Origin of the sequence: Paracoccus sp. (in: a-proteobacteria) (assembly GCF_030538655.1) — a bacterium.
Classification (GTDB): domain Bacteria; phylum Pseudomonadota; class Alphaproteobacteria; order Rhodobacterales; family Rhodobacteraceae; genus Paracoccus.
The window spans coordinates 1-15,342 of sequence record NZ_JAUNTO010000013.1 but is presented as its reverse complement, the minus strand read 5'-3'; the positions used below and the strand labels follow the sequence as shown (position 1 = coordinate 15,342).

The 15,342-nt window shown below is 62.0% G+C and carries 14 protein-coding genes; 2 read left to right on the top strand and 12 right to left on the bottom strand.

The window, feature by feature from the left end; genetic code table 11:
* Positions 1 to 50: 50 nt before the first annotated feature.
* The 4 genes from Q4G22_RS10025 to Q4G22_RS10010 form a co-directional block, all read right to left on the bottom strand.
* Positions 51 to 1,127 (bottom strand): branched-chain amino acid ABC transporter permease, encoded by a 1,077-nt coding sequence (locus tag Q4G22_RS10025; RefSeq protein ID WP_303385768.1) that lies wholly within the window; start codon positions 1,125 to 1,127, stop codon positions 51 to 53.
* Positions 1,128 to 1,257: 130 nt separating this feature from the next.
* Positions 1,258 to 2,238 (bottom strand): branched-chain amino acid ABC transporter permease, encoded by a 981-nt coding sequence (locus tag Q4G22_RS10020; protein ID WP_303385767.1) that lies wholly within the window; start codon positions 2,236 to 2,238, stop codon positions 1,258 to 1,260.
* Between the two features lie 38 nt (positions 2,239 to 2,276).
* Positions 2,277 to 3,101, bottom strand: a complete 825-nt coding sequence (locus Q4G22_RS10015; protein WP_303385837.1) for an ABC transporter ATP-binding protein — start codon at positions 3,099 to 3,101, stop codon at positions 2,277 to 2,279.
* 49 nt (positions 3,102 to 3,150) lie between these two features.
* Complete coding sequence (locus Q4G22_RS10010) at positions 3,151 to 5,313, bottom strand: AMP-binding protein (RefSeq protein ID WP_303385766.1); 2,163 nt, start codon at positions 5,311 to 5,313, stop codon at positions 3,151 to 3,153.
* A gap of 179 nt (positions 5,314 to 5,492) precedes the next feature.
* Here Q4G22_RS10010 and Q4G22_RS10005 point away from each other — a divergent pair, with 179 nt between their 5' ends.
* Complete coding sequence (locus Q4G22_RS10005; RefSeq protein ID WP_303385765.1) at positions 5,493 to 7,376, top strand: PAS-domain containing protein; 1,884 nt, start codon at positions 5,493 to 5,495, stop codon at positions 7,374 to 7,376.
* Positions 7,369 to 8,070 carry a response regulator transcription factor gene (locus Q4G22_RS10000; RefSeq protein WP_303385764.1) on the top strand — a complete coding sequence of 234 codons (702 nt, stop codon included), beginning with the start codon at positions 7,369 to 7,371 and terminating at the stop codon, positions 8,068 to 8,070. Before Q4G22_RS10005 ends, Q4G22_RS10000 begins: the two co-directional genes overlap by 8 nt.
* Positions 8,071 to 8,156: 86 nt before the next feature.
* Here Q4G22_RS10000 and Q4G22_RS09995 read toward each other — a convergent pair whose 3' ends face one another.
* The 8 genes from Q4G22_RS09995 to Q4G22_RS09960 form a co-directional block, all read right to left on the bottom strand.
* Complete coding sequence (locus tag Q4G22_RS09995; protein WP_303385763.1) at positions 8,157 to 8,618, bottom strand: TerB family tellurite resistance protein; 462 nt, start codon at positions 8,616 to 8,618, stop codon at positions 8,157 to 8,159.
* Between the two features lie 45 nt (positions 8,619 to 8,663).
* Positions 8,664 to 8,957, bottom strand: a complete 294-nt coding sequence (locus Q4G22_RS09990; RefSeq protein WP_303385762.1) for a DUF1330 domain-containing protein — start codon at positions 8,955 to 8,957, stop codon at positions 8,664 to 8,666.
* Positions 8,954 to 9,823, bottom strand: a complete 870-nt coding sequence (locus Q4G22_RS09985) for a PhzF family phenazine biosynthesis protein (RefSeq protein ID WP_303385761.1) — start codon at positions 9,821 to 9,823, stop codon at positions 8,954 to 8,956. Before Q4G22_RS09985 ends, Q4G22_RS09990 begins: the two co-directional genes overlap by 4 nt.
* Before the next feature lie 31 nt (positions 9,824 to 9,854).
* Complete coding sequence (ppk2, locus tag Q4G22_RS09980) at positions 9,855 to 10,760, bottom strand: polyphosphate kinase 2 (RefSeq protein WP_303385760.1); 906 nt, start codon at positions 10,758 to 10,760, stop codon at positions 9,855 to 9,857.
* Between the two features lie 63 nt (positions 10,761 to 10,823).
* A complete protein-coding gene (locus Q4G22_RS09975; protein ID WP_303385759.1) occupies positions 10,824 to 11,282 on the bottom strand; it encodes a hypothetical protein in 459 nt (152 codons plus the stop codon).
* Between the two features lie 86 nt (positions 11,283 to 11,368).
* The gene (locus Q4G22_RS09970) at positions 11,369 to 12,772 is read right to left on the bottom strand and encodes a VPLPA-CTERM sorting domain-containing protein (RefSeq protein WP_303385758.1); all 1,404 of its coding nucleotides are present in this window, start codon (positions 12,770 to 12,772) and stop codon (positions 11,369 to 11,371) included.
* A gap of 227 nt (positions 12,773 to 12,999) precedes the next feature.
* Positions 13,000 to 13,977, bottom strand: a complete 978-nt coding sequence (locus Q4G22_RS09965; protein ID WP_303385757.1) for a hypothetical protein — start codon at positions 13,975 to 13,977, stop codon at positions 13,000 to 13,002.
* Between the two features lie 10 nt (positions 13,978 to 13,987).
* A partial coding sequence (locus Q4G22_RS09960; protein ID WP_303385756.1) for a CTP synthase occupies positions 13,988 to 15,342 on the bottom strand: 1,355 nt, incomplete at its 5' end.

The following is a 15,342-nucleotide window of genomic DNA, read 5'->3' as shown; positions in this document are numbered from 1 at the left end:
CTCCCAAAAGGGTTAAGTCTGCCGGATTGCCCGGTTCTGGTATTGGAACGTCAGTGCGGGAACGGCCACAGCCGCAGCTTTTCCTTGGCCAGCTCCCACAGGCGGTTCAGCCCGTGCGGCTCGGCGATCAGGAACACGACGATCAGCGCGCCCACGATCATCAGTTCGATATGTGCCGCCAGATCGGTCGGCCAGCCCATGCCGCCAACCAACACGTTTTTCAGCAGCACCGGCAGCAGCACAAGAAAGGCTGCCCCTGCAAACGCGCCAAAGATAGACCCCAGCCCACCGATGATAATCATGAACAGGATCAGGAACGACTTGTTGATCCCGAACGCCTCGCCCACTTCGGCCGCGCCCAGATAGACGGCAAAGAACAGCGCGCCCGCGATGCCGACAAAGAAGGACGAGACAGCAAAAGCGGTCAGTTTCGCCGTCAGCGGGTTCACCCCGATGATTTCGGCGGCGATGTCCATGTCGCGGATCGCCATCCACTTGCGGCCCATCATGCCGCGCGTCAGGTTGCGCGCCATCCATGCCAGCACAAAGGCAAAGACCAGACAGATCAGGTATTTCGCCGGGGCGCTTGTGGCCGGGCCGGTCACATCCCAGCCCAGAACGGTGCGGGTCGGCGCGTTGATCTGCCCCGAGGCCGAGTAGTTGTAGAACCACGGCACCTTGTTGAACAGCCAGACCAGAAAGAACTGCGCCGCCAGCGTGGCCACGGCCAGATAGAACCCCTTGATCCGCAGCGAAGGCAGGCCGAACAGCACACCAACCGCCGCCGTGATCCCGCCCGCCAGAACGATGTGGATCACGATATTGATGTCGGGAAAGGCGGTCATCAGCTTGTAAACCGCATAGGCCCCCACCGCCATGAACCCGCCGGTCCCCAGGCTGACCTGCCCGGCATAGCCGGTAAGGATGTTCAGCCCGATGGCCGCGATGGCATAGATCAGAAAGGGCACAAACACGGCGTTCGCCCAGTAATCGTCGATCCACAGCGGGATCACCAGAAAGGCGACGAACAGCACGAAGTAATAGCGCCAGCGGTCGAAGCCGATCGGGAAGGTCTGCCCGTCATCACGGTAGCTGGTCTTGAAATCACCGGCCTCACGGTAAAGCATCAGTTGACCCCCTCTTGATGGTGAAACATGGCATTCGGATTTGCGCGGTGGACTGCGTATTCAGGCAAACAGGAAGCTGGCTTCTTGCTTGTCCCATTCTCCCCGCCGGAGGCGCTGCAACCTTGCATCCTTACACCCTCTCGATGATTTTTTCGCCGAACAGGCCCTGCGGACGGAACACCAGGAACAGCAGCGCCAGCACATAGGCGAACCAGTTTTCGGTTGCGCCGCCGACCAGTGGGCCGACCCACAGCTCGAACAGCTTTTCGCCCACGCCGATAATCAGCCCCCCGACAATCGCACCGGGGATCGAGGTAAAGCCGCCCAGCATCAGCACCGGCAGCGCCTTGAGCGCGATCAGCGACAGGCTGAACTGCACCCCCGATTTCGTGCCCCACATGATCCCCGCGACCAGCGCGACGAAACCGGCAATCGACCAGACCATGATCCAGATGAATTGCAGATTGATGCCAACCGACAGCGCCGCCTGATGGTCGTCGGCCACGGCGCGCATGGCGCGGCCTTGTTTGGTGTATTGGCTGAACACGACCAGCGCCGCGACCAGCGCCGCCGCAATGATGGCGGCCCAGATGTCCAGCTTGTCGATGAACAGGCCATAGCCGAACATCGCGTCGGTCATTTCCTCAAAGCTTTCCGACACGCCCTGCGGCAGGCCCACATCCAGCGATTTGATGTCGGCACCCCACATCACGTCGCCCAGACCTTCCAGGAAATAGGCAAGACCGATGGTCGCCATGAACAGGATGATCGGTTCCTGCCCGACCAGATGGCGCAACACCAGCTTTTCGATCAGAATGGCCAGCACCACCATGACGCCCGCCGTCAGCAGGATCGCCAGCAGCGACGGGATGGTCCAGCCAAAATGATGCAGGTTGGTGCCAAAGGTCGCGTTGATAAGATGTGCAAAGGGCACCTGCCCCTGTTGAATGCCGACCAGAGTCATCGCGGCAAACAGCGCCAGCACACCCTGCGCATAGTTGAATACGCCCGATGCCTTGTAGATCAGCACAAAGCCAAGCGCGACAAGCGCATACATCACGCCGGTCATCAGACCGTTGATAAAGACCTCGGTGGCAATAAAGAAACCCATGTCACACGGCCTCCCGTCCGGTTGCGGCGAATTCTGTCTTAGTCATGAGACACCCCCAGATAGGCGCTGATGACCTCGGGGTTGTTGCGCACCTCGTCGGGGGTGCCGTCGCCGATCTTTTTGCCGTAATCCATCACGACCACGCGGTCGGACAGATCCATGACCACGCCCATATCATGTTCGATCAGCGCAATCGTGGTGCCGAATTCGTCGTTCACATCCAGGATAAAGCGGGACATGTCCTCTTTTTCCTCGACGTTCATGCCGGCCATCGGTTCGTCCAGCATCAGCAGCTTGGGTTCGGCGGCCAGCGCGCGGGCCAGCTCGACCCGCTTTTTCAGACCATAGGGCAAGCGCCCGACCGGGGTTTTGCGGATGTTCTGGATTTCCAGAAAGTCGATGACCTTTTCCACCTTTTCGCGATGGGCGATTTCCTCGCGCTCGGCCGCGCCCCACCACAGGGCCTGCTGGAATATGTTGGCGTTCATCTGGTTCAGGCGCCCGGTCATGATGTTGTCCAGCACCGACATGCCATCAAACAGCGCGATGTTCTGGAACGTCCGGGCAATGCCCTGCCGCGCCACCTCGTAGGGTTTCATCGGCGGGCGGCGGCTGCCGCGAAACCAGACCTCGCCTTCCTGCGGCACGTAAAACCCGGACATGACGTTCATCATCGAGGATTTCCCGGCCCCGTTCGGACCGATGATGGCGCGGATTTCGCCTTCGCGGATGTCAAAGCTGATGTCGGTGATGGCCTTCACACCACCAAAGCGAAGGGTGATGTTCTTCATCTCCATCAGCACCGGGCCGATCTGACGGCCATCCGCGGTGGTATAGCCCTCTGGGGCGGCGGCTGCGGTCATCTGGGTCATGCGTCACCTTTCTGGGCGGGGCGGTTTGCGATGCGGGCGATCATTCCGCAGCGACCTGATGGCTGGCGGTCGGGAAAACCTTGGCATCCTCGATCCGCACCGTGGCCTTGAGCTTGCCCTTGCGACCGTCTTCGTAGGTGACTTCGGTTTCGGTATAGATGCTGTCCTTGCCGCCATACATCGCGTCGATCAGATCGGCGAATTTTTCGGAAATCACGCCGCGCTTGACCTTGCGGGTGCGGGTCATTTCGCCATCGTCCGCATCCAGTTCCTTGTGTAGCACAAGGAAACGGTGGATCTGGCACCCCGACAACATCGCATCCTTGGCGACCGAAACGTTCACCTCTTCGATATGCTTGCGGATGGTTTCATAGACGCGCGGGTTCGCGGCCAGTTCCTGATAGCTGGCATAAGCCACGTTATTACGCTCGGCCCAGTTGCCGACGGCGGTCAGGTCGATGTTGATGATGGCGGTGCAGTGATCGCGCCCGTTCCCGACCACCACCGCTTCAAGGATGTTGGGATAGAACTTAAGCTTGTTTTCCACATATTTGGGCGCGAACATGCTGCCATCCGCCATCTTGCCCACATCCTTGGCACGGTCGATGATGCGCAGATGGCCGCTGCCCGGTTCAAAGAAACCGGCGTCGCCGGTGGCGACCCAGCCTTCGGCATCCTTGGTCGAGGCGGTGCTGTCAGGGTTGTTCAGATACTCGACAAAGGTGCCGGGGCCGCGATAGAATACCTCGCCATTTGCAGCGATTTTGACCTCGACCCCAGGCGAGGGCACGCCAACCGTATCAGCGCGCACCTGACCGTCGGGCTGCTGGGTGATGAACACCGTCGCTTCGGTCTGGCCGTAAAGCTGTTTCAGGTTGATCCCCAAACTGCGATAGAATTCGAAAATCTCCGGCCCGATCGCCTCGCCCGCAGTATAGGCCACGCGAATACGCGACAGCCCCAGCGAGTTTTTCAGCGGCGAATAGACCAGCACTTCGCCGGTGCGATAGGTGAAATAATCGCGCAAAGGCTGCGGATACAGGTTCAGCAGCGGGCCACGCGCCTTGAAATGGTCGCGCGCATTCTTGCCATGGCGCAGCTTGACCAGCGACAGCCGGATGGCATTTTCCACGATAGTTTCAAAGGCAAAGCCGATGCCCATCGCATAGCGCCAGCCCCACCGCAGCCGCCGCCGCAGCGTCGGTTTCGATTGCTGCTTGCGGTATTTGGGCATCCCGAACTCTTCGCCGCGAACCTTGGCGAAATCCATGAAGTAATTGAAGATACCGCGCTTCAGATCGCCAGCGTCCTCCATGCGGATCATCACATTGGTCAGCATGGTTTCAAAGATACGCGGCGGAGCAAAGAAATAGGTCGGGCCGATTTCGCGCAGGTCGGTCATCATCGTATGCGCCCCCTCGGGGCAGTTCACGGTAAAGCCGACGCAGGTCGATTGCGCGATGGAAAACACGAAATCGCCGACCCACGCCATCGGCAGATAGGCCAGAACGTCCTCATCAACGCCCAGATGATCGAACGAAGCCGAATTCCTGGCCGTTTCGATCACGTTGCGGTTCGACAGCACCACGCCCTTGGGCTTGCCCGTCGTCCCCGAGGTATACAGCATGACGCAGGTATGGTCATAGGTCAGCTCCGCAATGCGGGCATCCAGTTCCGGGCCAAGACGCTGCGCGGCGGCGCGGCCTTCGGCCTGCACATCGGCCAAAGCATTCAGACGGGTGTGGTCGTATTTGCGCATCCCGCGCTTGTCGGCATAGACGACCTGATCGACGGTATGGGCCTTTTGTTCGGCCTCGATGATCTTGTCCACCTGCTCCTGATCGCCGCAGACGACAAAGCGCGCGTTGCAGTGCCCCAGAACATAGGCCATCTCGTCGGCCACCGCGTCCTGATACAGCGGCACCGGCACCGCACCGCACATCTGCGCCGCCACCATCGACCAATAATGCATCGGCCGATTGCGCCCGACGATGGCCACATGATCGCCCCGGTTCAGACCCAGCGCCAAAAAGCCCAGCGCCAATGCGCGGATTTCTTCGGCGGCCTCGGCCCAGGTCCAGCTTTGCCAGATGCCGAATTCCTTTTCCCGATAGGCGGGACGGCTGCCGATTTGCACAGCATTGCGCGCCAGCAGCGCCGGAATAGATTGCAAATCGCCCGTGGGCGCGGCTGGTGTGGTCATGTTCCCTCCCCCTGCCCGGACTGTCCGCCGGTGCTGCCTGCGCACCCGGCCTCTCCTCCGGGGTGCGCGGTTTGTTGTCGGCGGCAATCTTTGCCGCAGTTTTTCCCGAATCCAACAAAATGTTACAGCTTTCCCATCGCGGGGGGCGATGCTAACGCTGACCGCCAAGAGGGGGCAGGATGGAAACCACGGCGCAATTGAACGATCTGACCCGCTCGGCGCTGAATTTGATCGGGCAGGCGTTGACGATTTTTGACGCCGATCTGCGGCTGGCGGTGGCGAACCGTCCGTTTCAGGACATGTTCGAACTGCCCGAATCGCTGATCCAGCCCGGCACCACCTTCGAAGACACGATCCGCTTTATGGTTGAACGCGGTGAATACGGTCCGCAGGACGATCCCGATGCCGCAGTGGCCATGCGGGTCGAACAGGCGCGGACCTTTCAGGCGCATTATCTGGAACGTCAGCGCCCCAACGGCCGCTGGATCGCGGTCGAAGGCGCGCCGCTGGCGCAGGGCGGCTGGATCGCCGTCTATACCGACATCACCGCCACCAAACGGCAAGAGGCCCTGCTGCGCGCGCGGTCCGAGGAACTGTCGGAACAGGTGCTGGCCCATGCCGAACAACTGGCCGCCGCCAACCGCGAACTGGCCGCCACCAACGCCGCCTTGCAAGAGGCGCAGGCGATCCTGACCCAGACCGAGGCGCATACCCGGCAGGTGATCGAAATGATCCCGGCCCATATCGCACATATGGACGACCAGTTCCGCTATACCTTTTCCAACCGGCGCCTGCCTCTGGTCTTTCCCGGCACCAGCGCCGAAATTGTCGGTCTGACACTGCAAGAGGCGCATGGTCCCGACGCGGCCAGAACGCTGGTTCCACCGATGGAAAACGCCCTTGCCGGTGATCCGCAGGTGTTCGAGATGACGCATCCCGGTTCGGGCCGCCGCATCCGTATCGCCCTGACGCCCGACCGCGCCGGGCATGGCGTCTATATCCTGTCCACAGATGTCACCGCCGAGGTTCAGGCGCGCGAGGCGTTAAGCCATGCCTCAAAACGGCAACTGGCCGCGCGGCTGACATCCGGGCTGGCGCATGATTTCGGCAATCTGCTGACAATCATCCTGGGCCTTCAGGGGCGGCTGGCCGGGGCCGATCTGCCGCCGGGGTCCGCCGCCGATGTTCAGGGCACGCTGGCCGCAGCCCGTCGCGGAGTCGCTCTGCTGGAACGGTTGGCGCGAATTTCCGGGCCACGGCACCTGTCGCCGCAGCCCGTTGATCTGCCGGCGCTGCTGGCGGAAACGGCAGCACTCGCGCGGCCATCGCTGCACGATGGCACCGATCTGACAGTGGATTGCGCGTTGCCCGAAGGACGGCTGATCCTTGACCCCGGATTCTTGCAGGATTCGCTGCTGAACCTGATCCTGAACGCCAATGCCGCGATGGCCGGGCCGGGTCGCATCACGCTGGAATCGCGCCGCGAGGGCGACGACTGGCTGCTGCTGACCGTCACCGATACCGGCCCCGGCTTTTCCCCCGAAGCCCTGCGACGCGGAACCGAGCCGTTCTTTTCTACCAAACAGGGGCAGGGTTCCGGTCTTGGCCTGTCGATGGTCTATGACCAGACCAAACTGGCCGGCGGCACCCTGCGGCTGAGAAATACCGACAGCGGCGCATGCATCAGCATCCGCCTGCCGTTGCGTCGCGCCACCCCGCAAATGGTGCTGCTGGCCGAGGACGATAATACGATCCGCACCAGTGTCCGCGATATGCTGACCAGTCTTGGCCATGCCGTGATCGAGGCCGCCTCGCTGGCCGAGGCGCGGGCCATCGCCGATCTGCCGGGGCTGACGCTGATCCTGTCAGACCTGCAACTGGGCGACGGCTCTGGCCTTGATCTGACCGGCGGCCCGCTGCCTTGCGTGCTGATGACCTCGCTGCCGCCCTCTGACCCTGCCCGGCTGGCGGCCAATTGCCCGGTGCTGACCAAACCTTTCGACGCCGCCCGGCTGGCCGCCGCGCTGGCCAAGGCAATCTCTGGAACCATGCCCGATGTCTGATGTCCCGCTGATCGCCATTCTGGACGACGAACCGGAAATCCGCCGCCTGCTGGCCAACGCGCTTGAAGAGGCCGGGTTTCGCACCGCTGCCTTTTCTCGCGCCACGGAATTCGAGGCTGCTTTGCGCCGCATCACCCCTGACGCCTGCCTGATCGACCTTGGCCTGCCCGATCGCGACGGGCTGGCGCTGGTGCACCGGCTGGCTGCCGAATCCGGCGCGGTAATCATTATCATATCAGGCCGCGCACAGGTGCAGGACCGGGTGACAGGGCTGGAACTGGGCGCCGATGATTACATCATCAAGCCATTCGAAACCGCCGAGGTCGTCGCGCGCATCCGCGCCCGCCTGCGCCGCCCGTCCCAGACCGCTGGCCGCAGCGGCCAGATTCAACAATTCGCCGGCTGGACCGCCGATTTCGACCGCTACATGCTGACCGCCCCGGACGGCGGCGAATCCCCGATCAGCCATGCCGAAGCCGAACTGCTGCGCCTGTTCCTCGACAGCCCGCGCCGCCTGATTACCCGCGCACAAATGCTGGAATCACTGGGCGGCACGGCAGGCGACAGCTTTGACCGGGCGATGGATGTGCGTATCTCGCGGCTGCGGGCCAAGCTGGGCGAAGACCCGAAAAACCCGCGCCTTATCAAAACCATCTATGGCGCCGGATATATCTTTCTGGCCGAACTGGGATAAACCGCCGCAACGCCCGGTGTTCACTGTTTGTGAAAAATACGCCACAGGATGCGATGGCTGACCCCGCTTGACCGACGATGAACGGATTATCCCTCGGGCACCCCTATCCGCGCCATCACCTGCTGCCGCGCAACCGCTGATTCACGGTCTGTCACGCCCAGCAGACCAGCCACCAGACGGATCAGGCTTTCTTCTCCCGCGCTACGCTGGTTATCGGCATAGGCCACCTCCCACATGGCGGCGATAACGCCGATCCGATCATCCAGCGCAATGCGTTCCTTGACCAGTCGGGTAAAGCGCACGGTATCCGGGGCCTCGGCCTCGATCATCTCGGCGGCAAGGCGCCGGGCGGTGGCCTCCTCGGGATTCAGCCCCCTGCGCCGGGCCAGCACGCGGTCAATCCGCTCGCGTTCGGCTGCGGTATAATGATCGTCAGCCCGCGCCACACGAACCAGCAGCGCAGCCACCGCGACCTCGGCATCCTCAGAGGCAAGCGGACGCGGCAGCGGTTCATCGGAAAACAGACGGGAAAGGAGATTACGAAACATTCACCCGATATAATCCGACACCGCGCGGCGGCAAAGGGCATATTATCATCCAACCCACCCTTCGACGATCACCAGATCGGCATCGCTGACCGGCAAACGCAGCGCCCGCGCCGCCTGATACTCCGGGCTGTGCCAGCAATCACGCGCGGCCTGAAGATCGGGAAATTCGATCACCACCACGCGCGGACGGGCCACGCCCTCGACCACCTCGGCGGCACCACCGCGCACCAGAAACCGCGCGCCGTATTTGTCGAACGCGGCGGCATTGGCCTGGCGATAGGCTTCATAGGCCGCCGGATCATCAACCGTCACCAGCCCGACCCAATAGGCTTTGGTCATACATCCTCCGGGATACGAATACGGCCCTGCGCGATGGGAACGGCACGGCCCGCAATACGGATTTCCGCCAGCGAACCACCCCGAACCACCACCGTCAAGCTGATGCCCGAAGGCCGCCCCATCTCGACCCCTTGCCGCAGCGGGATACGGGTTTCCCCCTCGACCAGATCCCCCGCCGCCAGAAACTGCGCCGCCAACAGAGCCGAAGCGGACCCGGTTGCAGGGTCTTCAGGAATCCCGGCCCCTGGCGAAAACATTCGGGCACGGAACCCATCGCCATCCGGGGCATACAGATAGGCGCTGTCCACATCCGCCACTGCCATCAACCGCGACCAATGCGGTTCAATCGGTCGGGCCTGTGCAACTGTGTCAAGGCTGGCCAGCGGCACAAACAGAAACGCCGGACCACCCTGCCAGCAGCCAACCCGATGGCCGCCAAAGCCCAGATCCCCCGGCGACAGATCCAGCGCCGCCGCGATCAGCCCGGCATCGGGGATCACCCCATGCGCCACCGGCAGCCGGGGTGCCACAAATTCCGCCACGCCGCCGCTGATGGTGACAGGCACCAGACCCGCCCCCTCCTCCAGAACGATCCGCCCGTCGGCACCCCCGGCCAGATGCAGGGCGCAGCCGATAGTCGGATGCCCGGCAAAGGGAATCTCGGCTGTCGGAAAGAAAATCCGCACCCGCGCCGTATTCACCGGATCACACGGCGCCATGACGAAAATCGTCTCGGACAAATTGAACTGCCGCGCGATGATCTGCATCTGCGTCACGCTCAACCCGCCCGCACCCATGACAATCGCCAAAGGATTCCCGGAAAACGGCTGATCGGTGAACACGTCACAGATCACGAAATCCAGCATCTTTGGTCCGCAAATATCTCCGCCTGAGGCATCAATACTTTTGGGGCACATACAGGTCAGGCGGCAGAATTTCGCGTTCGTAATCGACGTTGAACACGCGGTCAGGCAAATGCACCTCTTCGTGCTGAACCTCGGTATAGGGGATCAGGCTCAGCAGATGGCTCATCACGTTCAGGCGAGCGCGTTTCTTGTCATTGCCAGGCACGACATACCACGGCGCTTCGGGAATGTTGGTGCGTTCCAGCATTTCCTCTTTCGCCTTGGTATAGGCTTCCCAGCGGACGCGGGATTGCAGGTCCATCGGCGACAGTTTCCACTGCTTCAGCGGATCGTGGATGCGGATCAGGAACCGCATCTGCTGTTCCTCGTCGGTGATCGAGAACCAGTATTTCACCACCCGAATACCCGAGCGAACCAGCATCCGTTCGAATTCCGGCACATCGTCAAAAAACTGCTGCACCTGATCTTCGCTGGCAAAACCCATCACCCGCTCGACACCGGCGCGGTTATACCAACTGCGGTCGAACAGCACGATTTCCCCGCCCGCAGGCAGATGCGGCACGTAACGCTGAAAATACCACTGGGTCTTTTCCCGGTCCGACGGCGCAGGCAGCGCGACGACGCGGCAGACGCGCGGGTTCAGACGCTGCGAGATCCGCTTGATGGCACCGCCCTTACCTGCGGAATCGCGGCCCTCGAAAATGACGACGACTTTTTCCTTGTGGTGGGCAACCCAGTCCTGCAACTTGATCAGTTCAGACTGAAGCCGCAGCAATTCGTTGAAATAGATCTTTCGGTCCAGCTCATTAGGGTGTGTATCCCGATAGATCTTCTTGATTTCCGCCGATAGAACGGCGTCTTCCAGTTCGATCTCGTAATCTTCGTCCAGCGTATCCTGAAGCTCGGCGTCAAGCCAGTCTCTGGGTGCGTCGGTCATCCCATCCTCCCGAAAATTTTCCTCGTCATAGACCGGCATTGTGACAGTTGCGCAAGGGACAGCCTATGGGCCGAACCGCGCCGCGCATTGCCGTGTCACGCCCAGGGCAAAGCCGCCCCCCATCGTGCCATCCACGGTGCCGCACCATTCGCCGCCGGTGGTGAACAGGCTGCGGGTGCCGCGCGCCGGGCGATAGGCGATCCGCCGCCCGCGCAGATCGAACAGATTCAGCACCCCGCCCGCATTCACGGCGTAATAGCCCAGCACATTTCCATCGGCAGTAAAGATCAGCCGGTTCTGGTTCGCCGGATTATCGGGCCGGTTTTCATAGGCCGCACTGCTGTTGGCCGAATTGGCCGCCGAGTTCCATGCCGCATTCGGCGAATTCGATGCCCGCGCCGGGCTGTTCGCCGGATGGCCGGGGCCAAGATCGAATGCCATCTGCGTGCGGTCCAGAATGAACAGGGGGGCATCCGCCATGGCAGGTGCGGCCAGCAGGGACAGGATCAGGGCAAGGCGCATCACAGGCTCCGTCGCGGGATACGGTCAATCTGCCCCGATACCGGGAAAAAGTGTAGGGGGCACAGCAGACGCGCCCCCTTTTGTTATCAGATCCGCGCGGCCTGTCGGCGGCGCAGCAGCGCCAGCCCGCCAAAGGCCGCCAGGGCCAGTGGCAACCCGGCGGGCAGCGGCACCGGCGCGATCTGCGCCGACAAATCGGCGGCGGTCCATGTGTGGCCGCCGATGCTCCAAAGGCCAAAGTTGCGGAACCGCGCGGTCAGGCTGGTGCCACCAATGTTCAGAACCGTGTCGATCAGATCGCCCGTCACCACAAAGCCGGTCAGATCGGCCAGCGTATAAGTGCCGAAATCAACCATGTTGTCGCCCGCCCCGCCGTCGATCAGCCCGCTCAGCAACGCCGAATGGCCCAATGCGCCAAAGGCAAACACATCATCGCCCGCGCCGAACAGCACATTGCCGATGATCCGGCTGTCGCCCGAAATCTGGATCAGGCTGTCACCCTGCGTCGGCGCGAAATCGACGGCAACGCCACTGCGGCCATGCAATTTGCCGGTATTCAGAATGGTGATGCTGGACGTGCTGCCCAGAGAGGTGGTAATCGCGCGCGGCCCCTCGATCAAACCGGCGTTTTCGATCAGCAGGTCGCCTGCGGGGCGGATCGGGTTCACGCCATCATCAAAGACTTCATCTACGTCGATCCCGGCCGCATCGCGCAGATCCAGCGGCCCGGTCGAGATGATGCGACCGCCCGCCGCGTTGATAATATGACCTTCGTCCACGTCAATGCCGTCATCGCTGCCCCGGATCAGCCCGTGGTTCACAACCCGGCCCGACGCGAACTGCACGCCGTCCTCGTCCACGATGGCGGGATTGTTGATGAAGATCTGGCCATAGTTTTCCAGATAGAAATCACCGCGCCCCTCGATCACCTCCTCGCCGCCGGTCAGCGTGCCATAGTTGAACACGGTCGCGCCATTGCCGCGCAGTTGCAGCGCACGCCCGGTCTCGGCAGCAATGGTGCCGGTGTTGATGACCGTCGCGTTCTGGAACCCTTCCAGCGAGCGGACGGCCTGACGGCGCGACGTAATCGTGCCCGCGTTGGTCAGCGTCAGCCCACCCGGACCGGCCAGCACCTCGATCGCGCGGTCGCCGCCATGGATCGTCGCGCCGTCGGCGTTAAAAATGCGGGTATCGGCACCGCGCACAGCAATGGCATAGCCGTTGTTGCGCGCATCGGTCTGGGCAATACTGCCTTTGTTCAGGATCGTTACCGTATCGTAATCGACGGCAACCGCCGCCGTGCCACGGTCGTTACTGGCGATACCGCCCGTCACGTCGATCAGCGTGCCACGGTTGGCGGACACAACCGGCGCGCTTGCGCTGTTATCGCACAGCATCAACATCGGTAAAGAAGCACACGTCGCAGCAGAGGCGTCTGTCGCCAGAATCGTAAGGGTCGAGGTGGCCGCAAGGCCAAGGATCATCTTCATGTTTTTTCCGTCAGTCTGGGGCAGCGGCGAAAACCGCTGATAACGGCACGGTCGTTAACCACCCCATATGTCAGGAATATGGCAAATCCGCTGCCGCGCCGCGCGACAGGCGAAAAAAATTACTGTCAGATCAAAATATTAGCGCAAACAGTCGCCCTGATTGCAAAGGGGCGGCCGCAGTCGCCCAAGGGCGCAGCAGGGCCGGCAGGTTGGAAAGCGCCGAATGCTTAGCCGAACCAGCTTGCGCTGTCGTGCGGGTCCATGGCCGGGGCAATGGCGGCCAGTTCCTTGCGAAAACGGTCGTCGAAACCCTCGGTCAGATCAAAGCGGCTGGCCTCGCGGTTGATCGTCGTGCCCTGCTGAGAATCGGTCTGCATGGTCTGTTGCAGGCGCGCCGCATCAGGATAAGGCAAACCCGTCGCATCGCAGATCATCGCCGCCACCATCTCGGGCTGCGATACCATCAGCCGGTAATCCAGAATCCGCACATCGCGCCCTGCGGCAATCGCCTGCCGCGCCGCCTGCACCATCCTTGCCAGACGACGGGCGGATTTCTGTTCGTCCACTCCGAATACCCGGCGGCTGGAGCGCGCCCATTCCACCGCATCGCGCACCACGAAAAAGCTGATCGCATCTTCGGCAACGTCGATGATGCTGGCCATGCTGCCCGTCACCTCGGCGCGGAACTTGATGCCAAATGCGGTGCCCTCGCTTAGCCGGTCCAGATCGGACAGCGCCAGATGCGTCAGCCGCGCCACCGTCTGCGGCTGGCTGAGGCGCAGATCACGGGCGCGGGTCAGGTTGGTAAAGCTGTCGGGTTCGGACCAGGTGGTCAGGCCGCAGGTATGCGCGATCTTGGAAATCAGGGTCGAGCCGCAGCGCCCGATGGAAAAGAACAGAACCGGCCGCCGAGCCAGCGGCGCATCCAGTTGCACCGCATCGTCGAAAGGCGCGAACAGCACCGATTGCGCATTGCGGCGCTGTTCCTGATAAAAGAACGCGCCTTCGCGGTCGGAAATCTTGCGGCCCGCATCCACCCAGCACACCCGCGCCCGGTCCAGATCAATATGATGCAGCGAATGGTGTTCGCCCAAAGCAGTTTCGATCACCTCGGCATCCGGGGCCAGCGCAAACGACCGTGCCCCGGCCATCTGATAGGGCTGCCCCTGCGGCGACAGGACCATCCTGCGGGTAAACTGCGGCATCACAGCCCCCTTAGACCAGCCGCGCGCCTTCCTTGGCCGCGCGGATGAAATCGGCAAACAAAGGTGCCGGATCAAAGGGCTTGGACTTGAGTTCCGGGTGCGACTGAACGCCGATGAACCACGGATGGTCGGGATATTCGATCACCTCGGGCAGCTTGCCATCGGGCGACATCCCCGAAAACACCAGCCCCGCTGATTCAAGCTGATCGCGATAGGTTGCGTCCACCTCGTATCGGTGGCGGTGGCGATCCTCGATTTCCAGCGCGCCGTCATAGACCTGACTGATCCGCGAACCGGGCGTCAGCACGGCGGTATAGGCACCAAGACGCATGGTGCCGCCCTTGTCATCGCCAACCTTGCGCTGCACGGTGTAATTGCCCTGCACCCATTCTTTCAGGTGGTAAACCACGGGCGTAAAACGGGTTTTCCCTGCCTCGTGGTCGAATTCCTCGGAACCGGCGTCGGGCATGTCGGCCAGATTGCGCGCGGCCTCGATCACCGCCATCTGCATCCCCAGACAGATGCCCAGATAGGGCACCTTCTTTTCACGGGCATATCGCGCCGCCTCGATCATGCCTTCGGTGCCGCGTTCGCCAAAGCCACCGGGCACGATGATCCCGTGATAGCCATCCAGCAGATGCTTGCCATTTTCGGCCTCGATGTCCTCGGCCGCGACCCATTCGGCGCGCACCCGGACCCGATTGGCCATACCGCCATGGGTCATCGCCTCGGAAATGGATTTATATGCATCCTCAAGCTGGGTGTATTTACCCACCACGGCAATGCGCACCTCGCCTTCGGCATTGGTCAGACGGTCCATCACATCTTCCCACCGCGTCAGATCGGGGCGCGGGGCGGGGCTGATGCCGAATGCGTCCAGCACCGCCTGATCCAGCCCGGCGCGGTGATAGGCCAGGGGCGCCTCGTAGATCGAGGACAGGTCATAAGCCGGGATGACCGCATCCGGGCGCACGTTACAAAACAGCGCGATCTTGGCGCGTTCCTTTTCGGGGATCGGCTGTTCGCTGCGGCAGACCAGCACATCGGGGAACAGGCCGATGGTACGCAATTCCTTGACGCTGTGCTGCGTGGGTTTGGTTTTCAATTCGCCGGACGCGGCCAGATAAGGCAGCAAAGTCAAGTGCATAAAGATGCACTGCCCGCGCGGGCGGTCCTGTGCGAACTGACGGATCGCCTCGAAAAACGGCAGGCCCTCGATATCGCCGACGGTGCCGCCGATTTCGCACAGCATGAAATCGACCTCATCCTCGCCCACGGCAAGAAAGTCTTTGATTTCATTGGTCACATGCGGGATGACCTGAATGGTCTTGCCCAGATATTCGCCGCGCCGTTCCTTTTCCAGCA